26 protein-coding genes are annotated in these 25,552 nt (G+C 61.9%); 18 read left to right on the top strand and 8 right to left on the bottom strand.

Annotation, left to right across the window (positions count from 1 at the left end; all coding sequences use genetic code 11):
• The first annotated feature begins 29 nt into the window (after positions 1 to 29).
• Positions 30 to 1,073 (top strand): aminopeptidase, encoded by a 1,044-nt coding sequence (locus C8K66_RS20120; RefSeq protein ID WP_057004936.1) that lies wholly within the window; start codon positions 30 to 32, stop codon positions 1,071 to 1,073.
• Positions 1,074 to 1,159: 86 nt separating this feature from the next.
• On the opposite strand, the gene C8K66_RS20115 is transcribed toward C8K66_RS20120, so the two are convergent.
• Together C8K66_RS20115 and C8K66_RS20110 are read right to left on the bottom strand one after the other, a co-directional pair.
• Positions 1,160 to 1,819, bottom strand: a complete 660-nt coding sequence (locus C8K66_RS20115) for an HAD family hydrolase (RefSeq protein WP_079442550.1) — start codon at positions 1,817 to 1,819, stop codon at positions 1,160 to 1,162.
• Positions 1,816 to 2,358 carry a gamma carbonic anhydrase family protein gene (locus tag C8K66_RS20110; protein WP_017848994.1) on the bottom strand — a complete coding sequence of 181 codons (543 nt, stop codon included), beginning with the start codon at positions 2,356 to 2,358 and terminating at the stop codon, positions 1,816 to 1,818. The genes C8K66_RS20115 and C8K66_RS20110 overlap by 4 nt, the downstream gene beginning before the upstream one ends.
• 102 nt (positions 2,359 to 2,460) lie before the next feature.
• On the opposite strand from C8K66_RS20110, the gene prlC reads away from it, so the two are divergent.
• Together prlC and C8K66_RS20100 are read left to right on the top strand one after the other, a co-directional pair.
• Entirely contained in the window at positions 2,461 to 4,512 is a 2,052-nt protein-coding gene (prlC, locus tag C8K66_RS20105) for an oligopeptidase A (protein ID WP_108525752.1), read from the top strand.
• Positions 4,509 to 4,781, top strand: a complete 273-nt coding sequence (locus C8K66_RS20100) for a YheV family putative zinc ribbon protein (RefSeq protein ID WP_046381548.1) — start codon at positions 4,509 to 4,511, stop codon at positions 4,779 to 4,781. The genes prlC and C8K66_RS20100 overlap by 4 nt, the downstream gene beginning before the upstream one ends.
• 7 nt (positions 4,782 to 4,788) lie before the next feature.
• On the opposite strand, the gene C8K66_RS20095 is transcribed toward C8K66_RS20100, so the two are convergent.
• Positions 4,789 to 5,475 carry a tyrosine-protein phosphatase gene (locus tag C8K66_RS20095; RefSeq protein ID WP_046381547.1) on the bottom strand — a complete coding sequence of 229 codons (687 nt, stop codon included), beginning with the start codon at positions 5,473 to 5,475 and terminating at the stop codon, positions 4,789 to 4,791.
• A gap of 281 nt (positions 5,476 to 5,756) precedes the next feature.
• Between C8K66_RS20095 and C8K66_RS20090 the strand changes: the two genes are divergently transcribed.
• The 6 genes from C8K66_RS20090 (at position 5,757) to C8K66_RS20065 (ending at position 13,340) form a co-directional block, all read left to right on the top strand.
• Positions 5,757 to 6,509 (top strand): gluconate 2-dehydrogenase subunit 3 family protein, encoded by a 753-nt coding sequence (locus tag C8K66_RS20090; RefSeq protein WP_046381546.1) that lies wholly within the window; start codon positions 5,757 to 5,759, stop codon positions 6,507 to 6,509.
• A 2-nt stretch (positions 6,510 to 6,511) separates the two neighbouring features.
• The gene (locus C8K66_RS20085) at positions 6,512 to 8,296 is read left to right on the top strand and encodes a GMC family oxidoreductase (RefSeq protein ID WP_026140283.1); all 1,785 of its coding nucleotides are present in this window, start codon (positions 6,512 to 6,514) and stop codon (positions 8,294 to 8,296) included.
• 12 nt (positions 8,297 to 8,308) lie between these two features.
• Entirely contained in the window at positions 8,309 to 9,619 is a 1,311-nt protein-coding gene (locus C8K66_RS20080; protein ID WP_046381545.1) for a cytochrome c, read from the top strand.
• 70 nt (positions 9,620 to 9,689) lie between these two features.
• Positions 9,690 to 10,748: a PA0069 family radical SAM protein gene (locus C8K66_RS20075; RefSeq protein WP_017849001.1), complete on the top strand. Its 1,059-nt coding sequence runs from the start codon at positions 9,690 to 9,692 to the stop codon at positions 10,746 to 10,748.
• A 227-nt stretch (positions 10,749 to 10,975) separates the two neighbouring features.
• A complete protein-coding gene (locus C8K66_RS20070) occupies positions 10,976 to 11,707 on the top strand; it encodes a carbonic anhydrase (RefSeq protein WP_017849002.1) in 732 nt (243 codons plus the stop codon).
• 85 nt (positions 11,708 to 11,792) lie between these two features.
• Positions 11,793 to 13,340 (top strand): SulP family inorganic anion transporter, encoded by a 1,548-nt coding sequence (locus C8K66_RS20065; protein WP_057004941.1) that lies wholly within the window; start codon positions 11,793 to 11,795, stop codon positions 13,338 to 13,340.
• A 69-nt stretch (positions 13,341 to 13,409) separates the two neighbouring features.
• Here the strand turns inward: C8K66_RS20065 and C8K66_RS20060 are convergent, their stop codons facing one another.
• A complete protein-coding gene (locus tag C8K66_RS20060) occupies positions 13,410 to 14,057 on the bottom strand; it encodes a hypothetical protein (protein ID WP_057004942.1) in 648 nt (215 codons plus the stop codon).
• 368 nt (positions 14,058 to 14,425) lie between these two features.
• Here C8K66_RS20060 and coxB point away from each other — a divergent pair, with 368 nt between their 5' ends.
• The 4 genes from coxB to C8K66_RS20040 are packed head-to-tail and all read left to right on the top strand — an operon-like array spanning position 14,426 to position 18,719.
• On the top strand, positions 14,426 to 15,553 hold the full coding sequence (gene coxB, locus C8K66_RS20055) for a cytochrome c oxidase subunit II (RefSeq protein ID WP_057004943.1): 1,128 nt from the start codon (positions 14,426 to 14,428) through the stop codon (positions 15,551 to 15,553).
• Between the two features lie 58 nt (positions 15,554 to 15,611).
• A complete protein-coding gene (gene ctaD / locus C8K66_RS20050) occupies positions 15,612 to 17,201 on the top strand; it encodes a cytochrome c oxidase subunit I (RefSeq protein WP_017849006.1) in 1,590 nt (529 codons plus the stop codon).
• Positions 17,202 to 17,244: 43 nt separating this feature from the next.
• Entirely contained in the window at positions 17,245 to 17,796 is a 552-nt protein-coding gene (locus tag C8K66_RS20045; RefSeq protein WP_026140285.1) for a cytochrome c oxidase assembly protein, read from the top strand.
• A 35-nt stretch (positions 17,797 to 17,831) separates the two neighbouring features.
• On the top strand, positions 17,832 to 18,719 hold the full coding sequence (locus C8K66_RS20040) for a cytochrome c oxidase subunit 3 (RefSeq protein WP_017849008.1): 888 nt from the start codon (positions 17,832 to 17,834) through the stop codon (positions 18,717 to 18,719).
• Positions 18,720 to 18,725: 6 nt separating this feature from the next.
• On the opposite strand, the gene C8K66_RS20035 is transcribed toward C8K66_RS20040, so the two are convergent.
• A complete protein-coding gene (locus C8K66_RS20035; RefSeq protein WP_017849009.1) occupies positions 18,726 to 18,929 on the bottom strand; it encodes a twin transmembrane helix small protein in 204 nt (67 codons plus the stop codon).
• A gap of 32 nt (positions 18,930 to 18,961) precedes the next feature.
• On the opposite strand from C8K66_RS20035, the gene C8K66_RS20030 reads away from it, so the two are divergent.
• From C8K66_RS20030 to C8K66_RS20010, 5 genes are read left to right on the top strand one after another with little or no spacing between them, the layout of a single operon-like run.
• Entirely contained in the window at positions 18,962 to 19,726 is a 765-nt protein-coding gene (locus tag C8K66_RS20030; RefSeq protein WP_046381542.1) for an SURF1 family protein, read from the top strand.
• Positions 19,692 to 20,285, top strand: coding sequence for a hypothetical protein (locus tag C8K66_RS20025; RefSeq protein ID WP_057004956.1), 594 nt, complete (start codon positions 19,692 to 19,694; stop codon positions 20,283 to 20,285). The genes C8K66_RS20030 and C8K66_RS20025 overlap by 35 nt, the downstream gene beginning before the upstream one ends.
• A 10-nt stretch (positions 20,286 to 20,295) precedes the next feature.
• A complete protein-coding gene (locus C8K66_RS20020; RefSeq protein ID WP_017849012.1) occupies positions 20,296 to 21,375 on the top strand; it encodes a heme A synthase in 1,080 nt (359 codons plus the stop codon).
• Positions 21,363 to 22,262: a heme o synthase gene (cyoE, locus tag C8K66_RS20015; protein ID WP_046381540.1), complete on the top strand. Its 900-nt coding sequence runs from the start codon at positions 21,363 to 21,365 to the stop codon at positions 22,260 to 22,262. The genes C8K66_RS20020 and cyoE overlap by 13 nt, the downstream gene beginning before the upstream one ends.
• Positions 22,259 to 22,894, top strand: a complete 636-nt coding sequence (locus C8K66_RS20010) for an SCO family protein (protein WP_046381539.1) — start codon at positions 22,259 to 22,261, stop codon at positions 22,892 to 22,894. The genes cyoE and C8K66_RS20010 overlap by 4 nt, the downstream gene beginning before the upstream one ends.
• Positions 22,895 to 23,038: 144 nt before the next feature.
• Here the strand turns inward: C8K66_RS20010 and C8K66_RS20005 are convergent, their stop codons facing one another.
• The 3 genes from C8K66_RS20005 to C8K66_RS19995 are packed head-to-tail and all read right to left on the bottom strand — an operon-like array spanning position 23,039 to position 25,542.
• On the bottom strand, positions 23,039 to 23,809 hold the full coding sequence (locus C8K66_RS20005; RefSeq protein ID WP_017849015.1) for a MetQ/NlpA family ABC transporter substrate-binding protein: 771 nt from the start codon (positions 23,807 to 23,809) through the stop codon (positions 23,039 to 23,041).
• Between the two features lie 51 nt (positions 23,810 to 23,860).
• Complete coding sequence (locus tag C8K66_RS20000) at positions 23,861 to 24,535, bottom strand: methionine ABC transporter permease (RefSeq protein ID WP_017849016.1); 675 nt, start codon at positions 24,533 to 24,535, stop codon at positions 23,861 to 23,863.
• Positions 24,535 to 25,542 carry a methionine ABC transporter ATP-binding protein gene (locus tag C8K66_RS19995; RefSeq protein ID WP_017849017.1) on the bottom strand — a complete coding sequence of 336 codons (1,008 nt, stop codon included), beginning with the start codon at positions 25,540 to 25,542 and terminating at the stop codon, positions 24,535 to 24,537. Before C8K66_RS19995 ends, C8K66_RS20000 begins: the two co-directional genes overlap by 1 nt.
• Positions 25,543 to 25,552: the final 10 nt, after the last annotated feature.

Below are 25,552 nucleotides of genomic sequence, written 5' to 3'. Positions count from 1 at the left end.
CGAGCCAATTACCCAGGAGCAGTCGCGGCATGATCAGGCGTTTTCTTCCAGGGTTGTGGTGGGTGCTGCTCAGCGGTTGTTCCAGCGTCGATTACTACGGCCAATTGGCCAGCGGCCAGTGGCAGTTGCTGCAGGCTCGGGAGCCGGTGGCCAAGGTGATTGCCGACCCGGCGCGGCCGCAACAGTTACGTGAGCACTTGGTGCAATCGCAAAAGGCGCGCACGTTCGCCAGCGAGCAGTTGCACCTGCCTGACAATCAGAGTTACCGGCTGTACGCCGATATTGGCCGGCCTTATGTGGTCTGGAATGTTTTTGCCACGCAGGAATTTTCCTTGTCGGCGCAAAATCACTGCTTTCCCATCGCTGGCTGTGTCGCCTATCGCGGTTATTACAGCCAGGGCGCGGCGCGGGGTGAGGCGGCGTTGCTCAAGCAACAAGGCATGGACGTGTCGATTGGCGGCGTCGAGGCCTATTCCACCTTGGGTTGGTTCAATGACCCGATCATGAGTTCGATGCTGGGCTGGGGCGACGAGCGGCTGGCCACGTTGATTTTTCACGAGCTGGCGCACCAACGCTTTTACGTGAAGGACGACACCGAGTTCAACGAGTCCTTTGCCACCTTCGTCGAGCAGGAAGGCACGCGCCAATGGCGCGCCGCCCGTGGCCTGGCGCCGATCGGCAGCGCGGCGCTGCAGCAGCGTGACCAATTTACCCAGTTGCTCCTCGATACTCGCAAACGTCTGGAAACACTCTACGCCCAGCCCTTGGCGGCCGATGCGATGCGGCGGGCCAAGGCGGCTGAATTCGAGCGTTTGCGCAGCGACTACCGGCGGGTGCGGGACAGTCAGTGGGGCGGCGACAAGCGTTATGACGCCTGGATGAACCTGCCGATGAACAATGCGCGGCTTTTACCGTTTGGGCTGTATGACCAGTGGGTGCCGGCGTTTGCGGCGTTGTTCCGGCAGGAAGGCGGGGATTGGCTGAAGTTCTATGCGGCAGTGGAGCGGATGGGCCAACTGCCGGTGGCACAGCGTAAGGCGGCGTTGAGGCAGTTGGAAGGTGTTGGCCGGTAGGGCCTCATCGGGAGCAGGCCCCCTCCCACATTTGGCCTGCGTACACGGATCAAAATGTGGGAGGGAGCTTGCTCCCGATAGCGCCCTCAAGGCCGCTGCAAAAACGCCTGATGCATCTGCGCCAACGTCTCGAAATGCCAGGTCGGCGCTTCGGCACTCAGCTCTTCGAAACTGCCGAACCCATACCCGACCGCCGCCGAATCCAGCCCATTGCTGCGCGCCCCGATCAAGTCATGCTTGCGGTCGCCGATCATCAAGGTGGTGGCCGGGTCCAGGCGTTCTTCGCGCATCAAGTGGGCGATCAGCTCGACCTTGTTGGTGCGCGTGCCGTCCAGTTCGCTGCCGTAGATCACCTTGAAGTGCTTGGCAAAATCGAAATGACGGGCGATCTCGCGGGCAAATTCCCACGGCTTGGAGGTGGCCACGTACAGCTGGCGCCCCTGGCTGTTGAGGGCTTCGAGCAGCGGCATCACCCCGTCGAACACGCGGTTTTCATACAAACCGGTGACTTTGAAGCGTTCACGGTAGAAATTCACCGCTTCCCAGGCCTTGGCTTCGTCGAAATCGTAGAACTGCATGAAGGCTTGCAGCAACGGGGGGCCGATGAAATGTTCCAGTTGGGTGATGTCCGGCTCATCGATACCGAGTTTGCCCAGCGCGTACTGGATCGAACGGGTAATGCCCTCGCGCGGGTCGGTCAGGGTGCCGTCCAGATCGAACAGTACGGTTTGATGGTGCAGAGTCATTGATCGAATCCCTCGGCCAGGTGCAGGTCTTTGAGCTTCACGTAGTTCGCTGCGCTGTAGGTGAAAAACGCACGTTCCTTGTCAGTCAGTTCGCGGATCTGTTTAACCGGGCTGCCGACGTACAAGAAGCCGCTTTCAAGTCTCTTGCCCGGCGGCACCAGGCTGCCGGCGCCGATGATCACGTCGTCTTCGACCACGGCGCCGTCCATCACGATGCTGCCCATGCCGATCAGGATGCGATTGCCGACGGTGCAGCCGTGCAGCATGACTTTGTGGGCGATGGTCACGTCGTCGCCGATCAGCAGCGCAAAACCATCGGGATTGAACGGCCCGGCGTGGGTAATGTGCAGCACGCAACCGTCCTGCACGCTGGTGCGCGCGCCGATGCGGATGCGGTGCATGTCGCCGCGGATCACCGTCAGCGGCCAAACCGAGCTGTCGTCGCCGATTTCGACATCGCCGATCACCACCGCCGAAATATCGACAAAAGCCCCGGCGCCCAGGGTTGGCGTGTGGTTCTGATAGGTGCGAAGGGTCACGATAGCCTCTCTCTCTTCTGCTGATAGCTGCGGTGGACGTTGATTGTAATTAAGATGGCCCCATCTTTGTTCTTACATGTTTCTTCAGCCAAGGTGCCAACCGTGAGCGCGAACAACCCTCTTCTGCAGCCCTACGACCTGCCGCCGTTCTCGGCGATCCGTGCCGAGCACGTTCAGCCGGCCATCGAACAGATCCTCGCCGACAACCGGCTTGCCATCGAAGGCATCCTGCAAAGCCAGGGGAAAAATCCGACGTGGGCCGGCCTGGTCCTCGCCATGGATGAGCTGAATGATCGCCTGGGTGCCGCCTGGAGCCCGGTCAGCCACCTCAATGCCGTGTGCAACAGTGCCGAACTGCGCGAAGCCTACGAGGCATGTCTGCCGGCGTTGAGCGCCTATTCCACCGAGATGGGCCAGAACCGCGAACTGTTCCAGGCCTTCGAAGCCCTGGCCAGCAGCCCGGAAGCCGGCGGTTTCGACGTGGCGCAAAAAACCATCCTGGAACACTCGCTGCGCGATTTCCGCCTGTCGGGTATCGACCTGCCGCCCGAACAGCAAAAACGCTACGCCGAAGTGCAAAGCAAGTTTTCCGAACTGGGCAGCAAGTTCTCCAACCAGTTGCTGGACGCGACCCAGGCCTGGACCAAACACGTCACCGATGAAGCCACCCTCGCCGGCCTGACCGACTCGGCCAAGGCGCAAATGGCCGCCGCGGCCCAGGCCAAAGGCCTCGACGGTTGGCTGATCACCCTGGAATTCCCCAGCTACTACGCGGTGATGACCTACGCCCAGGACCGCGCCCTGCGCGAAGAAATCTACGCAGCCTATTGCACCCGAGCGTCGGACCAAGGCCCGAATGCCGGTCAGAACGATAACGGCCCGGTCATGGAACAGATCCTCGACCTGCGTCAGGAACTCGCCCAACTGCTGGGCTATGCGTCCTTCTCGGAATTGAGCCTGGCCACGAAAATGGCCGACTCCAGCGACCAGGTGTTGAGCTTCCTGCGCGACCTGGCCAAGCGCAGCAAGCCGTTTGCCGCCCAGGACCTGCAGCAGCTCAAAGCCTACGCCGCCGAACAAGGCTGCGCCGACCTGCAAAGCTGGGACAGCGGTTTCTACGGTGAAAAACTGCGTGAGCAGCGCTACAGCGTGTCCCAGGAAGCCTTGCGCGCCTACTTCCCGATCGACAAGGTGCTTGGTGGCCTGTTCGCCATCGTGCAGCGTCTGTATGGCATCGAGATCGCCGAGCAGAAGGGCTTCGACACCTGGCACCCAGACGTGCGCCTGTTCGAAATCAAGGAAAACGGCCAGCACGTCGGCCGCTTCTTCTTCGACCTGTACGCCCGCGCCAACAAGCGTGGCGGCGCCTGGATGGACGGCGCCCGCGACCGTCGCCGCACCATCGACGGCGTGCTGCAAAGCCCGGTGGCCAACCTGGTGTGCAACTTCACCCCGGCCGACAGCGGCAAGCCTGCCCTGCTGACCCACGACGAAGTGACGACGCTGTTCCACGAATTCGGCCACGGCCTGCATCACCTGCTGACCCGTGTCGAGCATGCCGGCGTGTCCGGCATCAACGGCGTGGCCTGGGATGCGGTGGAATTGCCGAGCCAGTTCATGGAGAACTGGTGCTGGGAGCCGGAAGGCCTGGCGCTGATCTCCGGCCATTATGAAACCGGCGAGCCGCTGCCCCAGGACCTGCTGGAAAAAATGCTCGCGGCGAAGAACTTCCAGTCCGGCCTGATGATGGTGCGCCAGTTGGAGTTCTCGCTGTTCGACTTTGAATTGCATGCCACCCATGGCGATGGCCGCAGTGTGGCGCAGGTACTCGAAAGCGTGCGCGACGAGGTGTCGGTGATGCGTCCGCCGGCCTATAACCGCTTCCCCAACAGCTTCGCGCATATCTTCGCCGGTGGTTACGCCGCGGGTTACTACAGCTACAAGTGGGCTGAAGTGCTGTCGGCCGATGCGTTCTCCAAGTTCGAAGAAGACGGCGTGCTCAATGCCGAAACCGGACGTGCTTTCCGCGAGGCGATCCTGGCCCGTGGCGGTTCCCAGGCGCCGATGGTGTTGTTTGTCGATTTCCGCGGGCGTGCGCCGTCGATTGACGCACTCTTGCGCCACAGCGGCCTGAGTGAGGACGCAGCAGCATGAGTGACGTACCAGTGATTACCAAAAAGCAATTCATCGCCGGGGCTGTCTGCCCGGCGTGCAGCGAGCCGGACAAGTTGAAGATGTGGACCGAGGACAGCGTGCCGCATCGCGAATGCGTGGCCTGCGGCTATACCGACACCTTGAATGATCAAGGTTTGTCAGTGCCCAAGGAATTGGGCACGCGGGTCAACACCTCGGCGCTCAAAGCGCCGGACCCGACGGTGCAGTCGGTGCAGTTTTTTCCTAATCCCAAGCTGAAGAAAGACTGAGACCCTGTCAGGGGGTTGTCAGCGTCAGCGTGCTTTTCTGAGGTTCGACATGGCTGTTGCCGGCTGTGTTGAACCAGCTTTTCACCGAGCACAGGGCAAACGCGCTGGTGCTGCAATCGCCATTGGCCAAGGCTGTGCGCAACTTGTCGATATCGGCCTTCATCATGTAGCGAACGCCGTCCTTGAAGCCCTTGCTGCTGCCGAAGCCGCCCAAGGTCATTTCGTTCAACGCCTCTTCCTTGCTCCACCCCTGAACCACCACGCGATACATCGCCGCCATCAGGCCGGTGCGGTCTGAGCCATGCTTGCAGTGCATCAATACTGCACCGTTGGCTTCGGAGTCGCGGATCGCCCTCAGTGCGGCCAGCACGTCAGCGTCATCGACATGATTTGTGCGATAAATCAGCTGGATCTGTCGGATATCAGAATTTTTTAGCCAGCTGTCGTCGGACTCCGGCAGAAAGTTGATCACCGTGCCGACCTTGAGCTTTTCCAGCAGGGGCACGGCATTGCTGTCCGGCAGCGCGCTGCGGTAGAGGGTGGGCGTCATCTGGTGCAGGTTGTATTGATTGCCGACCGGCTGCGCCCATTCGGGGGAACGCAGGGATGTGCTGTCGTCCGCCCAGGTGTGAGCGCTGGTGAACAGTGCCAGGAACGCAAGGCCGAGGGCCGGTAGCCATTGATGATTGAACATGGGCGACGTAACCGATAGGGGGTTGGCGGGTGATGCCAAGAGTCGGCCAGGCGCGGTCAATGGGGTGTGAGGGGCGCGTCAAAGAAATGTGAATCACCGTCGATGGTGCAGTTTTGACGCTGAATCGATTCTCTTTATACTTAGCCTGCTATCATTTGTAACTATTGATTGCCGCTACGTTCTATCTGCTTGGATCGGTGGGGTCCACCTTGCTGCTGCCAAACCACAAGCTGCTCCTAGAAGCGGCTGATAAACCCGTGACCACATGATGAGGTACACCCATGTCTGATCAAGATCAAGACAACCCCCGGCGTGACTTTTTGCGCAAATCCTTGACCTTGATCCCGGTGGTCACGGTTGCCAGCACCGGCCTTGGCGGTTCGATGCTGATGGCCGCGCCCGCACCGGCCCAAGCCAGCCCCGCTCCGCCGCCGGTCAGCGACAAGGCGTATGAGCCGAGCTATTTCAGCGCCGAAGAATGGGCATTCATCAACGCCGCCGTGGCGCGCCTGATCCCCGCCGATGCCCAAGGCCCTGGCGCCCTGGAAGCCGGTGCGGCGGAATACATCGACCGCCAGATGAACACGCCCTACGCCAGTGGCGCGCTGTGGTTCATGCAAGGTCCGTTCAACGCCGACGCCGCGCCGGAAATGGGCTGGCAGAGCAAGTTGGTACCCAAGGTCATCTATCGCCTGGGCATTGCCGCGACGGATGCCTGGTCGAAAGCGTTCAACGGCAAGGCTTTTGCTGCGCAAGACAGCGCTACCCAGGATGACATGCTGCGCCGCCTGGAGGCTGGCGGTAGTGAGGTGAGTGCCCATTTCGACGCGGTGCCGCCGAAGATGTTCTTCAATTTGCTGCTGCAAAACACCAAGGAAGGCTTCTTCTGCGATCCGATCCACGGCGGCAATAAAGGCCTGGTCGGCTGGACCATGATCGGCTTCCCCGGCGCCCGCGCCGACTTCATGGATTGGGTGGAGCGCAACGAGCAATACCCCTTCCCGGCGGTTTCCATTCGCGGCGAGAGGGCATAAACGTGGCGACCATCATGAAAAAAGTGGATGCGGTGATCGTCGGCTTCGGCTGGACTGGCGCGATCATGGCCAAGGAACTGACGGAAGCGGGCCTCAACGTGGTAGCGCTAGAGCGCGGCCCGATGCAGGACACTTACCCGGACGGCAACTATCCCCAGGTCATCGACGAATTGACCTACAGCGTGCGTAAAAAACTCTTCCAGGACATCTCCAAGGAGACGGTGACAATTCGCCATAGCGTGAATGACGTCGCCCTGCCCAACCGTCAGCTCGGCGCCTTTTTGCCGGGCAACGGCGTCGGCGGTGCGGGGCTGCACTGGTCGGGTGTGCATTTTCGCGTCGACCCTATCGAGTTGCGCATGCGCAGCCACTACGAAGAGCGCTACGGCAAACATTTCATTCCCAAGGACATGACTATCCAGGACTTCGGCGTCAGCTATGAAGAGCTGGAGCCGTTTTTCGACTACGCCGAAAAAGTCTTCGGCACCTCCGGCCAGGCCTGGACCGTCAACGGTCAGTTGGTCGGCGAAGGCCGTGGCGGCAACCCGTATGCGCCGGATCGTTCCAACCCGTTCCCGTTGGAGGCGCAGAAGAACACGGTGTCGGCGCAGCTGTTTCAGAAAGCAGCCACGGCAGTCGGTTACAAACCCTACAACCTGCCATCAGCCAATACCTCGGGGCCATACACCAACCCCTACGGCGCGCAGATGGGCCCGTGCAACTTCTGCGGTTTTTGCAGTGGCTACGTGTGCTACATGTACTCCAAGGCGTCGCCGAACGTGAACATCCTGCCAGCGTTGCGCCAGGTGCCGAACTTCGAGCTGCGGCCGAATTCCCACGTACTCAAGGTCAACCTCGACAGCACCAAGAGCAAGGCGACCGGCGTGACCTATATCGACGCCCAGGGGCGGGAATGCGAGCAGCCGGCCGATTTGGTGATTCTCGGCGCGTTCCAGTTCCATAACGTGCGCTTGATGCTGCTGTCGGGGATCGGCAAGCCCTACGACCCGATCAGCGGCGAAGGCGTGGTAGGCAAGAACTTCGCCTACCAGAACATGGCGACCATCAAGGCCTTCTTCGACAAGGACACCCACACCAACAACTTTATCGGTGCTGGCGGCAATGGTGTGGCCATCGATGACTTCAACGCCGACAACTTCGACCACGGGCCCCATGGCTTCGTCGGGGGCTCGCCGATGTGGGTCAACCAGGCCGGCAGTCGGCCGATCGCCGGCACCTCCAACCCACCCGGTACTCCGGCGTGGGGCAGCGCCTGGAAGCGTGCCACCGCTGATTACTACACCCATCAGGTGTCGATGGATGCCCACGGCGCGCATCAATCCTACCGCGGTAACTACCTCGATCTGGACCCGGTGTACCACGATGCCTACGGCCTGCCGCTGCTGCGCATGACCTTCGACTGGCAGGAAAACGACATCAAGATGAACCGCTTCATGGTCGAGAAAATGGGCAAGATCGCCGAAGCGATGAACCCCAAGGCCATTGCCGTGCTGGGCAAGAAGGTCGGTGAGCATTTCAATACCGCGTCCTATCAGACCACCCACCTCAACGGCGGCGCGATCATGGGCACCGACCCGAAAACCAGTGCGTTGAACCGCTACCTGCAGTGCTGGGATGTACACAACGTGTTTGTCCCCGGCGCGTCCGCTTTCCCACAAGGTCTAGGTTACAACCCTACCGGCCTGGTGGCGGCGTTGACCTACTGGTCGGCGCGAGCGATTCGCGAGCAGTACCTGAAAAATCCCGGCCCACTGGTTCAGGCATAAGGAACGATGACCATGAAAGCACGTGTTATCGCCTCCTTCGCGGCGTCCCTGGCGTTGCTCGGCAACTGCTCGGTGAGCGCCGCCGACGCCGACCTGATCAAGCAAGGCGAATACCTGGCCCGCGCCGGCGACTGCGTCGCCTGCCACACTGCCAAGGGCGGCAAGCCGTTCGCCGGCGGCCTGCCGATGGAGACCCCCATCGGCGTGATCTATTCCACCAACATCACCCCGGACAAGACCGGCCTGGGCGCCTACAGCTTCGCGGACTTCGACAAGGCCGTGCGCCATGGCGTCGCCAAGAGTGGCAGTACGCTTTACCCAGCGATGCCCTATCCGTCTTACGCCCGCGTCAGTGAAAGCGACATGCAGGCGCTGTATGCGTACTTCATGAAGGGCGTGGAACCGGTCGCCCAGGAAAACCGGGCCAGTGACATTCCCTGGCCTTTGAGCATGCGTTGGCCGTTGGCGGCGTGGCGCTGGATGTTTGCCCCGCCCGTGGCGGATACCCCGGAAGTGGCGGGCGCCGATCCGGTGATCAGCCGTGGCGCTTACTTGGTCGAGGGCCTCGGCCACTGTGGCGCGTGCCATACGCCGCGGGCGCTGACCATGCAGGAAAAAGCCTTGAGTGCGGCCGACGGCAGCGCTTTTTTGTCCGGCAGTGCGCCGCTGGAAGGTTGGATCGCGAAAAGCCTGCGTGGCGACCACAAAGACGGCCTCGGCAGTTGGAGCGAAGAGCAACTGGTGCAATTCCTCAAGACCGGCCGCAGTGATCGCAGCGCGGTGTTCGGCGGCATGAGCGATGTGGTCGTCCACAGCATGCAGTACATGTCCCAGGACGACCTGACCGCGATCGCCCGCTACCTCAAGAGCCTGCCGGCGATGGACCCTCAAAACCCGCCGCACCAGTACGATAAGCAGGTGGCCGAAGCGCTGTGGAAAGGCGATGACAGCCGGCCGGGCGCGTCGGTGTATATCGACAACTGCGCCGCCTGCCATCGCACCGACGGTCATGGCTACACGCGGGTGTTCCCGGCGCTGGCGGGCAACCCGGTGGTGCAGACGGCGGATGCCACGTCGCTGATCAACATCGTGTTGAACGGCGGCACTTTGCCGGCCACCCACACTGCGCCGTCCACCTTCACCATGCCGGCGTTTGCCTGGCGCCTGTCGGACCAGGAAGTGGCGGATGTCGTCAGCTTTGTGCGCGGTAGCTGGGGTAATAAAGGTGCTGCGGTGAAGGCCAGTGACGTGGCCGACCTGCGCAAGAACGACATGCACACGACGTCAGGCGACGACCTGGGGCAAGTCACGCAACCGCACTGACCGCCAAACGGCACTGGTCATCCAGCTTGCGCCCCTATACTGTATATAAAAACAGTATAGGGGCGTTTTCATGTCTGCACCTCTGCCGCCCCGTGGCCGGGGCACGGCGACCAACCTGCACAATCGTTTCGCGCCCACCGTCAGCGTGGTCGAGGACGACGGCTGGTACCAGGAGGTGCCGCCGACCCAGGGCACCGAAGTGCGTATCGAAACGGCCAAGACCATCATTACGCGCAACAACTCGCCGGACTTGCCGTTCGATCGCTCGATCAATCCTTATCGCGGGTGTGAGCATGGCTGCATCTACTGCTATGCGCGGCCCAGCCATGCCTATTGGGACCTGTCGCCGGGGCTGGATTTCGAAACCAAGCTGATCGCCAAGACCAACGCCGCCGACGTGCTCGAACAGCAGCTGTCCAAGCCCGGCTACGTGTGTGCGCCGATCAACCTGGGTTCCAACACCGATCCGTACCAGCCGATCGAGCGCGAGTACAAGATCACCCGGCAAACCCTCGAAGTGCTGCTGCGCTATCGGCACCCGGTGACCATCATCACCAAGGGCTCGCTGATCCTGCGCGATCTCGACCTGCTCACCGAACTGGCGCGCCAGCGGCTGGTGGCGGTGATGATCAGCCTCACCAGCCTCGACGACGAACTCAAGCGCATCCTGGAGCCGCGCACGGCGGCGCCCAAGGCGCGGTTGCGGGCGATCCGGGTGATGCGCGAGGCCGGTATCCCGGTGGGGGTGCTGTGTTCGCCGATGATCCCGATGATCAACGACAGCGAGCTGGAGAGCCTGCTCACCGAAGCCCATGCAGCCGGTGCACAAAGTGCCGCGTATATGATGCTGCGCCTGCCGCTGGAGGTGGCGCCGCTGTTCGAGGAGTGGCTGGCGGCGCATTACCCGCAGCGCGCGGCCCATGTGATGAGCCTGGTACGCCAGGTGCGGGGTGGGGGCGTGTATGACAGTCGCTTCGGCGTGCGTATGCGCGGAGAGGGGCCGTTTGCCGACCTGCTGGCGCAGCGCTTCAGCAAGGCAATCAAGCGCCTTGGGCTCGACCGTCGGGAAGGCTTCAATCTGGATTGCACGGCGTTCTGCCCACCGGGCAGGCAGATGGCGTTGTTGTAGACTATTGGGCAAATACGCACTGTGATCGTAGAGGTGGTCGCGTTTTGACATCACTGAAACCCGCGATCTAGAGCGGTTGATTCAGTTTGAGTTAAGTTTCGACGGCTACTTTGTTCAGCGAGTGACTGACGAGTTGGCACCCGGCTTTGCGGCGTTCTAAAACTATTCCATCGGCCCGGCGTCGAATTGACCTGAACCCTCCCCTGCATTAATCAAGAGGATGAATCATGAGTGACAAGGATAAACAGCCGTTGGCTGCGTCGGCTTCAGCCGCTCAAGTGGCGGAGTCCGCCGATGCAGCGCTAAAGCACATCGTTGACGGCTTTTTGCATTTCCATCACGACGTCTTCCCTCAGCAAGAAGAACTCTTCAAGAAACTCGCCACGGCCCAGAACCCTCGGGCGATGTTCATCACCTGCGCCGACTCGCGCATCGTGCCCGAGCTGATTACCCAGAGCTCGCCCGGCGACCTGTTCGTGACCCGTAACGTCGGTAACGTGGTGCCACCCTACGGGCAGATGAACGGCGGCGTTTCCACGGCCATCGAATACGCGGTCCTTGCCCTGGGCGTGCAGCACATCATCGTGTGCGGGCACTCCGACTGCGGCGCGATGCGCGCGGTGCTCAACCCCGCGAGCCTGGAGAAGATGCCGACGGTCAAGGCCTGGCTGCGGCACGCCGAAGTCGCCAAGACCATGGTTCACGACAACTGCGACTGCGCCAATGAAGGCGAGAGCATGAAGATGCTGACCGAAGAAAACGTCATCGCCCAGTTGCAGCATTTGCGCACCCACCCGTCCGTGGCCTCGCGCATGGCCAATGGTCATTTGTTTATCCATGGCTGGATCTACAACATCGAGACCAGTGAAATCCGCGCCTACGATGCGGAAAAGGCGGCGTTTCGACCGCTGAACGGCACCGAGCCAATCCCCTCCGCGACGCCTAAAGCGCGCTTCTAACACACTTCCCTGCCGGGTAGAGCGGTGGCTGCCATGGATGCAGCCAGGCTTTGCCGCGCCCGGCGAATGCCTCGGGAGAGTCATCATGCGTGCTGCTCAATTAAAAGCTGTGTTGCCTCGGGAGCTGCTGGCCTCCGTGGTAGTGTTTCTGGTCGCCCTGCCCTTGTGCATGGGGATCGCGATCGCTTCCGGCATGCCGCCGGCCAAGGGCCTGATCACCGGGATCATCGGGGGCCTGGTGGTGGGCTGGATGGCGGGGTCGCCGTTGCAAGTCAGCGGGCCGGCGGCGGGGTTGGCGGTGTTGGTGTTCGAACTGGTGCGCCAGCACGGCATGCCGATGCTCGGGCCGATCCTGCTGCTGGCCGGCTTGCTGCAGCTGTTGGCCGGGCGTTTGCGCCTGGGCTGCTGGTTCCGTGTCACGGCGCCGGCGGTGGTCTACGGCATGCTGGCGGGGATCGGCGTGCTGATTGTGCTGTCGCAGGTCCATGTGATGCTCGACGGTGCGCCCCAGCCATCAGGGCTGGACAACCTGGCGGGCTTCCCGGCCGCGTTGGCAGCGGCGGTGCCTACCCTGGGCGGCGGCCTTGGCTGGCAGGCCGGTTTGCTGGGGCTGTCGACCATGTTGGTGATGTACCTGTGGGATAAGTTCCGCCCGCAACCGCTGCGGTTTGTGCCGGGCGCCTTGTTGGGTGTGGGCCTGGCAACGCTGGCCAGCCTGGTACTGGCGTTGCAGGTCAAGCGCGTGGAGGTGCCGGAAAACCTCGCCGACGCCATCGATTGGCTGCGTCCCAGCGACTTGCTGAACCTGGCCGATCCCCAATTGTTGATCGCCGCGTTCGCCGTGGCGTTTATCGCCAGTGCCGAAACCCTGCTTTCGGCCGCCGCAGTCGACCGCATGCACAGTGGTCAGCGTTCTGACTTCGATAAGGAATTGTCCGCGCAAGGCGTAGGCAACATGCTCTGCGGCCTGGTCGGCGCCTTGCCGATGACGGGTGTGATCGTGCGCAGCTCGGCCAACGTGCAGGCCGGCGCCACCACGCGCTTGTCGGCGATGTTCCATGGCGTGTGGCTGCTGGGGTTCGTGCTGTTGCTGTCGAGCGTGCTGCAAAGCATTCCGGTGGCGAGCCTGGCGGGCGTGCTGGTGTACACCGGGATCAAGTTGGTGGACGTCAAGGCGTTCCGCGCGTTGGGCCGCTACGGGCGGATGCCGATGTTTACCTACGCGGCCACGGCGCTGGCGATCGTCTTTACCGACCTGCTGACCGGCGTGCTGGTGGGTTTCGGGCTGACGTTGCTGAAACTGGCGTTCAAGGCTTCGCGCCTGAAAATCAGCCTGATCGATTTGCCCGGCCACGGTGAAATGGAATTGCGTTTGAGCGGCGCGGCGACTTTTCTGAAAGTGCCGGCATTAACCCGCGTGCTGTCGACGGTGCCGGCGGGAACCACCCTGCATGTACCGCTGAACAACCTCAGTTACATCGACCATTCTTGCCTGGAGTTGCTGGAGGAGTGGGGCCGGGCCAATGCGGCTAAGGGCGCGAAGCTGGTGATCGAGGCGCGGGGGTTGAAGCGTCGCTTGGAAGGTCGGGTGCGGACCACGACGGGGATCGGTTCGGCACCGTTTACCAACTGACGGAACCGGATCAAAAATGCGGGAGGGGGCTTGCCCTCTCCCGCATGTGTTTAGCGTCAGGTCGAAGATTCAGGCCTGCTGATCCAGTTCCAACTCAATGCCCAACTTGCGCGACAGGCACGGCCAGCGCTTCCACGCTGCTTCCGTTGCCAGGCTTTTGAGCTGCTCGCGGTAGGCCTCGACCGATTCCAGCGCAAAGCTGTCTTCGCTGAGCATTTCATCTACCGCATGGTGTACGGCTTCGTCCAACTGGTTGGCAAAGGTTTCACCGATCAGTTGATGGGCAATCAGATTGGCCACGGTGGTGTCCGCTGGAATCAACGGTTGGCCGAAATGCTTGATATACAGGTCATTGACCTCTTCGACCAGGCGATGGGCCAGGTAGGCCTCGTCCAGCAGGCCGTCGAGACCGATATGGCCCGCCAGAATCGCTGGCGGTTGCAGGAAAAACTGCTCGGCAATCTTCAGTACCGGCTTGACCTGGCTTTCGATACCGGCCTCGCGGGCTACGTCGTTGGCGGCGTCCAGCAGGTCTGGGACGAGGTCGACGTAGGCAGTGACAAAGCGTGTCATGACGAGGTTACGATCACCCTCCGCCAGGGTAATGGCCGAATGCAGGTGCGGTAATTGTTTCTCGAGTTGCTGGGCCAGTTGGCCGGTGCTGGCTTCGTGTTGATGGGCAAGGGAAATCTGCTCGCGCAATGCGGCGGTGTTCATGAAAGCTCCAGTGAAGCAGGCGTAGGAAAAGGGAAAGGACAAGGTAGTTCGTTTATACAAGCGTCTAAGACGCATTTGTCATAATTATTTCATGGTTATGCGCCGCTGTTATATCGAATTGCCATCGTTCGTCGGATAAACGATTCCGCCCCCCGGTCTTATGGGCCCCGTCCGTCTGTTTCAGCTCATTTGCCCCTGCACATTGCGGGGTGGCAGGTGCTGTCTATACTCGGTTTTGTACGCGATTAGCTGATGACGCCAGACTGCATAAGCAGGTGAGGCTAAGCGGTTGTAAGCAGTATGGAAGCCGCTCCCTTCGACGCAGGTGCACACCGGCGGGATAACAAGAACGATAAGGGGAACCCGCAATGACGCGACATCCACATGTTTGGATGGGCCTCCTGTTGTGGTCAGTATTCGGTCAGGCGCATGCCGCCTGGACAACGAATATGGCGCCAGGGGCGACAGAAGTCAGTCACGCCGTGTTCGACCTGCACATGACCATTTTCTGGATCTGTGTAGTGATCGGCATTGTCGTATTTGGCGCGATGTTCTGGTCGATGATCCTTCACCGCCGGTCTACGGGCCAGGTGGCCGCCAAGTTCCACGAAAGCACCACCGTGGAAATCCTCTGGACCGTAGTGCCCTTGCTGATCCTGGTGGCGATGGCCATTCCGGCGACCAAGACTCTGATCAACATCTACGACAGCACGGAATCGGACATCGATATCCAGATCACCGGCTATCAGTGGAAGTGGCATTACAAATACCTCGGCCAGGATGTGGAGTTCTTCAGCAACCTGGCTACTCCCGCCGAGCAGATCCACAACAAGGCCACCAAAGGCGAACATTACCTGCTGGAAGTCGACCAGCCGCTGGTGCTGCCGGTGGGCGCCAAGGTGCGTTTTCTGGTGACCGCCGCGGACGTGATCCACTCCTGGTGGGTGCCGGCCTTTGCGGTCAAGCGCGATGCCATCCCCGGTTTCATCAACGAGGCCTGGACCCGTATCGAGAAGCCCGGCATCTACCGGGGCCAGTGCGCCGAACTGTGCGGCAAGGACCACGGCTTCATGCCCATCGTGGTCGAGGTCAAGTCCAAGGCCGACTACGACACCTGGCTCGGCGAGCGCAAGGCCGAGGCCGCTCAGCTCAAGGAGCTGACCTCCAAGGAGTGGACGCTGGACGAACTGGTCGCCCGTGGCGACAAGGTCTACCACACCACCTGTGTGGCCTGTCACCAGGCCGAAGGCCAGGGCCTGCCGCCGATGTTCCCGGCACTCAAAGGCTCGCCGATCGCCACCGGAAGCAAGGAAGACCACCTGCACCGCGTCTACTTCGGCAAGCCCGGCACCGCCATGGCCGCCTTCGGCAAGCAACTCTCGGAAGTGGATATCGCCGCGGTGGTGACCTACGAGCGCAACGCCTGGGGCAACAACAAAGGCGACATGGTCACGCCCAAAGACGTGCTGGCTCTGAAACAGGCGGAAAGCAAATGACTCACTTCATTGCGAATGCGCTGAACCGCCCCGCCCACTCGTTTGCAGGAGAACGGCCATGAGCGCTGTGATCGATGACCATGGCCACGCCAGTGACCATGCCCACGGCCCCGCCAAGGGTTTGATGCGCTGGGTGCTGACCACCAACCACAAAGACATCGGCACGATGTACCTGTGGTTCGCCTTCACCATGTTCCTGCTCGGCGGCTCGTTCGCCATGGTGATCCGCGCCGAGCTGTTCCAGCCCGGCCTGCAGATCGTCGAGCCGGCGTTCTTCAATCAGATGACCACCATGCACGGCTTGATCATGGTGTTCGGCGCGGTGATGCCGGCGTTCGTCGGCCTGGCCAACTGGATGATCCCGCTGATGATCGGCGCGCCGGACATGGCCCTGCCGCGCATGAACAACTTCAGCTTCTGGTTGCTGCCGGCGGCGTTCCTGCTACTGGTCTCGACCCTGTTCACCCCGGGTGGCGGGCCGAATTTCGGCTGGACCTTCTACGCCCCGCTCTCCACCACCTACGCCCCGGAAAGCGTGACGTTCTTCATCTTCGCCATCCACCTGATGGGCATCAGTTCGATCATGGGCGCGATCAACGTGGTCGCCACCATTCTCAACCTGCGCGCACCGGGCATGACCCTGATGAAAATGCCGCTGTTCGTGTGGACCTGGCTGATCACCGCCTTCCTGCTGATCGCGGTGATGCCGGTGCTGGCCGGCTGCGTGACGATGATGCTGATGGACATCCACTTCGGCACCAGCTTCTTCAGTGCCGCCGGCGGTGGTGATCCGGTGTTGTTCCAGCATGTGTTCTGGTTCTTCGGCCATCCCGAGGTGTACATCATGATCCTGCCGGCCTTCGGCGCCGTCAGCTCGATCATCCCGACCTTTTCGCGCAAACCGCTGTTTGGCTACACCTCGATGGTCTACGCCACGGCGAGTATCGCGTTCCTGTCGTTCATCGTGTGGGCGCACCACATGTTCGTGGTCGGCATTCCGCTGGTGGGCGAGTTGTTCTTCATGTACGCCACCCTGCTGATCGCCGTCCCGACGGGGGTGAAGGTGTTCAACTGGGTCAGCACCATGTGGCAAGGCTCGCTGACGTTCGAGACGCCGATGCTGTTTGCGGTGGCGTTCGTGATCCTGTTCACCATCGGCGGTTTCTCCGGCTTGATGCTGGCCATCGCGCCGGCAGACTTCCAGTACCACGACACCTACTTCGTGGTGGCGCACTTCCATTACGTACTGGTGCCTGGCGCAATCTTCGGCATCTTCGCCTCGGCCTACTACTGGCTGCCGAAATGGACCGGTCACATGTACGACGAAACCCTGGGCAAGCTGCACTTCTGGCTGTCTTTCGTGGGCATGAACATGGCGTTCTTCCCGATGCACTTCGTCGGGTTGGCCGGCATGCCGCGTCGGGTGCCGGACTACAACCTGCAGTTCGCCGACTTCAACATGGTCTCGTCCATCGGCGCGTTCATGTTCGGTGCCACGCAGATCTTCTTCCTGTTTATCGTGATCAAGTGCATCCGCGGCGGCCCGCCAGCACCGGCCAAGCCGTGGGACGGCGCTGAAGGCCTGGAGTGGAGCGTGCCCTCGCCCGCGCCGTACCACACCTTCACCACGCCACCGGAGGTCAAATGAACCGGCTTCCACAAATCCCCTCCCACACTGTCGGGTGATCGCCATGGCTGACTCCGTGCCACTCAAGCGCCTGGTCACCCGCCTGTTGATCCTGGTGCTGGCGATGTTCGCCTTCGGCTTTGCCCTGGTGCCGATCTACGACGTGATGTGCAAGGCGTTCGGCATCAACGGCAAGACGGCCGGGCAGTATGAGGGCGAGCAGATCGTCGATCCGTCGCGGCAGGTGCGGGTGCAGTTCCTGTCCACCAATGCCATCGACATGGTCTGGGAGTTCCATTCCAAGGCCGACGAGATCGTGGTCAACCCCGGCGCGGTCAACGAGATGCTCTTTGTGGCCTACAACCCCAGCGATAAGCCGATGACCGCCCAGGCGATCCCGAGCATTTCCCCGGCTGAAGCGGCGATGTACTTCCACAAGACCGAGTGTTTTTGCTTCACCCAGCAAGTGCTGCAACCCGGTGAGCGCATCGAAATGCCGGTGCGCTTCATTGTCGATCGCGACATGCCCAAGGATGTGAAGCATTTGACCCTGGCGTACACGCTGTTTGATATCACCGCGCGCCAACCGCCCGTGGCTGTCCATAGCGGCGGCTAGCTACTGTTTGCCCGCTCAATCAGGAGAGCGAATACATGTCGACTCATGATACGTACTACGTACCAGCGCAAAGCAAATGGCCGATAATTGCCACGGTTGGCCTGCTGATCACCGTGTATGGCCTGGGCGTGTGGTTCAACGACCTGAAGGCTGCGCGCCCGGAATCCCACGGGCCGTGGATCTTTTTCGTCGGTGGCCTGTTGCTGGCCTACATGCTGTTCGGCTGGTTCGGCGCGGTGATCAAGGAAAGCCGTGCCGGGTTGTACAGCGCGCAGATGGACCGCTCGTTCCGCTGGGGCATGACCTGGTTCATCTTTTCCGAAGTGATGTTCTTTATCGCGTTCTTCGGTGCGCTGTTTTATGTGCGGCATATGTCGGCGCCGTGGTTGGCGGGCGAAGGCTCCAAAGGCATCGCGCATATGCTGTGGCCGAATTTCGAGTTTGTCTGGCCGCTGCTCAACAACCCCGATCCCACGCTGTTTCCCGCGCCCGAAGGCACCATCAGCCCGTGGGGCCTGCCGTTGGTCAACACCATCCTGCTGGTGAGTTCCAGCGTGACCATCACCATCGCCCACCATGCGCTGCGCAAAGGCCATCGCGGTGCGCTGAAGCTCTGGCTGGCGATCACGGTGCTGCTGGGCCTGGGGTTTCTTGGGTTCCAGGCCGAGGAATACATCCACGCCTACAAAGAGCTGGGCCTGACGTTGGGCTCCGGCGTGTACGGCGCGACCTTCTTCATGCTCACCGGTTTTCACGGGGCCCACGTGACCATCGGCACGATTATTTTGTTCGTGATGCTGATGCGTATCTTGCGCGGGCACTTCAATGCCGAGCACCAGTTCGGTTTCGAGGCGGCCAGTTGGTATTGGCACTTTGTGGATGTGGTCTGGATCGGCCTGTTTTTCTTCGTGTATGTGCTGTGAGGCGCGCTACCAAGGCGCATGCGACACCAACTGGCCGCTGAAAAAGCCCCAGGCGATCAACGCCACGGTGATCACGGCCAGTACGACACGCACGGTCAAGGCGGTGACGAGGCGGTTGGAGTGGCCCTCGTCCTTGACCAGAAAGAACAAGCCACTGAACAGGCTCGCGACGGTCGCGATCAGCATCAGGGCAATGGCGGCTTTGAGCATGGTCTGGCTCCAGGGCTTATAGGGGAGGGGCGATGAAATCCAGTATAGCCAGTGCCATCCAGCGCTTTCGCCCCGGTATCGCGCCGACGCTGGTGGTGCTCGTGTTGCTGCCGCTGATGGTGGGCCTGGGGTTCTGGCAACTGTCGCGCGGCCATGAAAAACAGCTGATGGTGGACAGCTATGCCGAGCGCCGCGCCGCTGAGCCGGTGGGCAGTGCCCAACTCGACAGCATGGCTGATCCGGCCTTCCGTCGCGTGCATCTGCGCGGCCAATTCGACGGCGAGCACAGTGTGTTGCTCGACAACCGCATGCGTAATGGCAAGGCCGGCGTCGAGCTGCTGCAACCGTTTCACGACCAGGCCAGCGGCTTGTGGCTGCTGCTCAATCGCGGCTGGTTGCCCTGGCCGGATCGGCGCGCGCCGCCCGTCTTCAGCACGCCGGAACAGCCGGTGAATCTTGACGCCTGGGTGTATGTCGCGCCCGGCGAAACCTTCCAGTTGCACGCCGACCCGGCGACCACGCACTGGCCGCGCCTGCTCACCGCGCTGCATCCGGCCACGCTGTGGGCCGAGCTGGGGCGCAGCGGTTTTGCCTACGAACTGCGCGCCGAAGCCGGCCCCGGCACCTACGAAACCACCTGGCCCATCGTTGCCATGGGCCCGGAAAAACACCTGGCCTATGCGGTGCAATGGTTCGCCATGGCGCTGGCGCTGCTCAGCCTTTACCTCTACCTCGGATGGCACAACGCAAAGGAGAAGCACCATGGGAGCGGCCATGAATCCACTCAACATGTCTGATGCGCCAGCGACGCCCGACCGGCGCAAAGGCCGCTGGCAACTGATCCTGATCCTGCTGATGGTGATCGGCCCGATGGCGCTCGCCACCTTTATGTACAAGCTGCAGTTCTGGGTGCCGGACAGTCGCAGTTACCACGGCGAACTGATCGGCAACGGCCAGACCCGCGCCGATATCGGCGTGCAGGCGGACGAACAGCGCTGGCAGTTGCTCGTCACCGCGCCCAGCGCCTGCGCCGCCGAGTGCCGGCAACTGGTGTACCTGGCGCGGCAGCTGCAGATCGGCCTCGGCCGCGATGCGTCCCGGGCCAGTCATGCCCTGGCCAGTGCACAGCCGGTCGGCGCCGATTACGAGGCCAGGCTCAAGGCCGAATACCCGCAATTGCAACGCTACCCGCTGGACCTGACGACCTTCGGCAAAGCCGCTGCCGCACCGGGCGAGGCGCAACTGTGGATCGTCGATCCCCACGGCAACCTGGTGCTGCGCTACGACACGACGGTCAAGGGCAAGGACTTGCTCAACGACCTGCGCCAGTTGTTGAAACTGTCGAACATCGGATAAGGGCATCGTTATGGCCAAACCTGGATTTCGCCTCGCGCTGTTTGCCACCTTGCTGGCGCTGATTGTCGTATTGCTCGGCGCCTATACGCGCCTGACCCACGCCGGCCTGGGTTGTCCGGATTGGCCGGGCTGCTACGGTTTTATCAGCGTGCCGCAAAGCGACGCCCAGTTGGCCCATGCCGAGCTGCATTTCCCGGACACGCCGGTGGAGGCCGACAAAGGCTGGAGCGAGATGGTCCATCGTTACTTTGCCGGCACCCTGGGCCTGCTGATCGTGCTGCTGGCGGCGCGCTCGTGGCGGCATCGGCGCGACCCCGGCCAGCCGGTGAAGTTGCCGCTGTTCCTGTTGGCGGTGGTGTTCGCCCAGGCGGCGTTCGGTATGTGGACGGTGACGCTCAAGCTCTGGCCGCAAGTAGTGACCGGGCATCTGTTGGGCGGCTTTGCGACCTTGAGCCTGTTGTTTCTGCTGACCCTGCGCCTGTCCGGCGTGCTGCCCGCGCTGATCGTGCCCAAGCGCCTGCAATATTGGGCCACCGCCGGCCTGGTGCTGGTGATCGGCCAGATCGCACTGGGCGGCTGGGTGAGTTCCAACTACGCGGCGGTGGCCTGTATCGATTTGCCCACCTGCCATGGCCAGTGGTGGCCGGCGGCGGACTTTGCCAATGGCTTCCACCTGACCCAGCACATCGGCCCCAATTACCTCGGCGGCCAGCTCGACAGCGACGCGCGCACGGCCATTCACCTGACCCACCGCATCGGCGCGCTGCTGGTCACCCTGGTATTGCTGGGCCTGGCCTGGCAGCTGCGCGCGGTGGGCATGACCCGGCTCGCGGGCCTGCTGCTGATCGCCCTGGCGGCACAGATCGGCCTCGGCCTGAGCAACGTGTATTTCCACCTGCCGCTGCCGGTGGCGGTCGGTCACAACGCCGGTGGCGCAGCCTTGTTGCTGACCCTGGTACTGGTCAATTATCACGCCCGTACCAGCCTGGTCCGGGTGCGCCGCCAGATGCCGTTCGGCTGGCGCTTCAGCCCGCGTAAACACGTATCGGGCCTTATCACCCTCAAAGGAGAGATGCCATGGCGACCTTGATCGGCGCGCGTCACGGCCAGGCGATCTGGCGTGACTACCTGGAGCTGACCAAGCCGAAAGTGGTGGTGCTGATGCTCATCACCTCGCTGGTGGGCATGTTCCTCGCCACCCGCGCCGGGGTGCCGTGGGCGGTGCTGATCTTCGGCAACCTGGGGATCGCCCTGTGTGCCGGTGGCGCGGCGGTGGTCAACCATGTCGTCGATCGGCGCATCGATACGCTGATGGCACGCACGCAAAAGCGCCCGATCGCCCAGGGGCGTGTGTCGCCCGGAGCGGCGCTGGCCTTTGCTTTGTTTCTGGCTGTTGCCGGGTTGGCGCTGCTGCTGGCGTTCACCAACCCGCTGGCGGCCTGGCTGACGCTGGCCTCGTTGCTCGGTTATGCGGTGATCTACACCGGCTTTCTCAAGCGCGCGACGCCGCAGAACATCGTCATCGGTGGCCTGGCCGGCGCGGCGCCGCCGCTGTTGGGCTGGGTTGCGGTCACCGGGCATGTCAGCGCCGAGCCGCTGCTGCTGGTGCTGATCATCTTCGCCTGGACCCCGCCGCACTTCTGGGCCCTGGCCATTCACCGCAAGGAGGAATACGCCAAGGCCGATATTCCGATGCTGCCGGTCACTCATGGCGAGCACTACACCAAGGTGCATATCCTGCTCTACACCTGCGTCCTGCTGGCGGTGAGCCTGATGCCCTACGTCATCCATATGAGCGGCCTGCTGTACCTCGGATCTGCGCTGGTGTTGGGTGCACGCTTTCTGCAATGGGCCTGGGTGCTGTACCGTGGCGCTCAGCCGCACGCGGCGATCAACACGTTCAAGTACTCTATCTGGTACCTGTTCCTGCTGTTTATCGCCCTGCTTGTAGACCACTACTTACTGTTGAACCTATGACCCGAACCCAAAAAACTGTCTTCATTCTGGTGGCCATTGTCGCGTTGATCATGGGCCTGACCGTCAACAAAGTGCTCTCGGGCAAGGGCCAGGGCGACCCGACCGCCTTGATCGATGCCGGCATCATCCTGCTGCCGCAAAGCCGCCAATTGCCGCCGGTGACCATGACCAACCAGGACGGCCAGCCGGTGCTGGTCAACGAGTTGAAGGGTAAGTGGAGCCTGCTGTTCTTCGGCTACACCTTCTGCCCGGACATCTGCCCCACCACCCTCGCCCAACTGCGCCAGATCAAGAGCGAGTTGCCCAAAGAGGCTGTGGATAAGTTGCAGGTGATCCTGGTCAGCGTCGACCCGAACCGCGACACGCCGACTCAGCTCAAGCAATACCTGGGCTATTTCGACCCGCAATTCGAAGGCCTGACCGGCGCGAATGTGGACGATGTGCAGAAGGTGTCGAACGCGGTGAGCATCCCGTTCATTCCGGCGGACACGACCAAGCCGAACTACACGGTCGACCACAGCGGCAACCTCGCGCTGATCGGTCCGGATGGCACCCAGCGTGGGTTCGTTCGTGCGCCGCTGAACAACCAGAAGCTGGTGGCGCAGTTGCCAGGGCTGTTGCAGCGCAAATAACAGGCAACACAAAACACAGGTGGGAGGGGGCTTGCTCCCGATAGCGGTGGGTCAGTCAACGTATGCATCGACTGAACTGCCGCTATCGGGAGCAAGCCCCCTCCCACATTGTTTGATCTGCGGTGTGTTGGGGAGCGAGTCGGATCAGAACGCTGGCTTGATCGCGCCTTTGTACTTCTCTTCGATGAACTTCTTCACTTCAGGCGTGTGCAGGGCTGCGACCAGCTTCTTCACGGCGTCCGAGTCTTTGTTGTCTTCGCGGGTCACCAGGATGTTCACGTAAGGCGAGTCGCTGCCTTCGATGACCAGAGCGTCCTTGGACGGGTCCAGTTTGGCTTCCAGCGCGTAGTTGGTGTTGATCAGCGCCAGGTCGACCTGGGTCAGCACGCGCGGCAACGTGGCGGCTTCCAGTTCGCGGAACTTGAGTTTTTTCGGGTTGGCGGTGATGTCCTTGATGGTCGACAGGATGTTGGTCGGGTCCTTCAGGGTGATCAGGTTGTGCTTGGCCAGCAGCAACAGCGCACGGCCGCCGTTGGTGGCGTCGTTCGGGATCACGACGTTGGCGCCGTCAGGCAGGTCGGCCAGGGTCTTGTACTTGCTGGAGTAAGCGCCCAGGGGCTCGAGGTGGACCGCGCCGACGCTCACCAGGTGCGTGCCCTTGGCTTTGTTGAACTCATCTAGGTACGGCTGGTGCTGGAAGAAGTTGGCGTCCAGGCGCTTTTCGGCCACTTGTACGTTGGGCTGCACGTAGTCGGTGAAGACTTTGACCTGCAAGTCCACGCCCTCTTTGGCGAGTGCCGGCTTCACGAATTCGAGGATTTCCGCGTGGGGCACCGGCGAGGCGGCAACCGTGATGGTCTCGGCGTGGGCCGAAAACGCGGCGACGGCGGCGAAAGCAACCAGTAGTTTTTTCATCCAGCAAGCTCCTTGTTCGGGCATTTATCGGCGTATAGCCGGCAATAGTCGTTATTTTCGAGAAAAATGCACCACCAGCTTGTCGCCGACGGTTTGCAGAATTTGCACCAGGATCAACAACAGCACCACCGTGACGACCATCACATCGGTCTGGAAGCGCTGGTAGCCGAAACGGATGGCCAGGTCGCCCAGGCCGCCGGCGCCGACGACGCCGGCCATGGCGGTGTAGGACACCAGTGTAATTGCCGTCACCGTAATCGCCGCGAAAATGCCGGGGCGGGCCTCAGGCAATAAAGCATGGGTGATGATCTGGCGCGTGCTGGCCCCCATGGACTGGGTGGCTTCGATGATGCCGCGGTCCACTTCACGCAGCGCGGTTTCCACCAGGCGCGCAAAGAACGGCGTTGCGCCCACGACCAGCGGCGGAATCGCACCGGCCACGCCCAGCGAGGTGCCGGTGATCAGCACGGTGAACGGGATCATCACGATCAACAGGATGATGAACGGCAGCGAGCGCAGGATGTTCACGCTCAGCGACAGCAACGCGTACAGGCCTTTTTGCTCGAACAGCTGGCGCGGGCTGCACAGAAACAGCAGCACGCCCAAGGGCAGGCCGAGCAGCACGGTGAAGAACAGCGAACCGAACAGCATGGTCATGGTGTCGCCGGTGGCGAGCCAGATTTCGGACCAGTCGATATTGGCGAAGAAACTCATCAGGACTTCCATTAGCGCAGCACCTCCATGTGGACGTCGGCGGCGGTGAAGCGGGCAAAGGCCGCTTCCATGTCACCGCCGGTGATGGCGAGGGTCAGTTGCCCGTAGGGGATGTCTTTGATGCGGTCGATACGCCCGGCGAGGATGCTGTAGTCCACACCCGTTTCGCGGGCGATGTTACCCAACAGCGGTGCGTAGGTCGCTTCGCCCTGGAACGTCAGGCGCACGATGCGGCCCGGTACATGGGCGAAGTCATCGCGCTGCTCGCTTTCGTCGACCTGATCGGCTTCCTGGACAAAGCGCTTGGTGGTCGGGTGCTTGGGGTGCAGGAACACGTCGGCCACCGAGCCTTGCTCGACGATCACGCCGGCATCCATCACGGCCACCTGGTCGCATACGCGGCGGATCACGTCCATTTCGTGGGTGATCAGTACGATGGTGAGCTTCAACTCGCGGTTGATCTCGGCCAGCAGTTGCAACACCGAGGCGGTGGTCTGCGGGTCAAGGGCGCTGGTGGCTTCGTCGCACAGCAGGATTTTCGGCTTGGTCGCCAGGGCGCGGGCAATGCCGACGCGCTGCTTCTGGCCGCCGGACAGTTGCGCCGGGTACTTCTTGGCGTGGTCCGACAGGCCGACGCGCGCCAGCAGTTCGGCGACGCGCTGGTCGATGGCCTTGCGCGACAATTCGCCGGCCAGTGTCAGCGGCAGCGCCACGTTGTCGGCGACGGTCTTGGAGGCCAGCAGGTTGAAGTGCTGGAAAATCATCCCGACCTGCTGGCGGAAACGGCGCAGGCCGTTGGCATCCAGGGCCGTGACTTCTTCGCCATCGACGTTGATCTGCCCGCCGCTGGGTTGCTCGAGGCGATTGATCAGGCGCAACAAGGTACTTTTTCCCGCACCGGAGTGGCCAATCAGACCAAACACCTGGCCGTTCTCGACGCGCAGGTTGGTGGGGTGAAGCGCGGGGATTTCCTTACCGGCGACGCGGTAGGTTTTATGGACGTTATGAAACTCGATCACGTAGCGAACC

It is taken from the genome of Pseudomonas sp. GV105, assembly GCF_003058185.1.
In the GTDB taxonomy this organism is placed as follows: domain Bacteria; phylum Pseudomonadota; class Gammaproteobacteria; order Pseudomonadales; family Pseudomonadaceae; genus Aquipseudomonas; species Aquipseudomonas veronii.
This window is presented reverse-complemented; position numbering and strand designations above follow the sequence as displayed.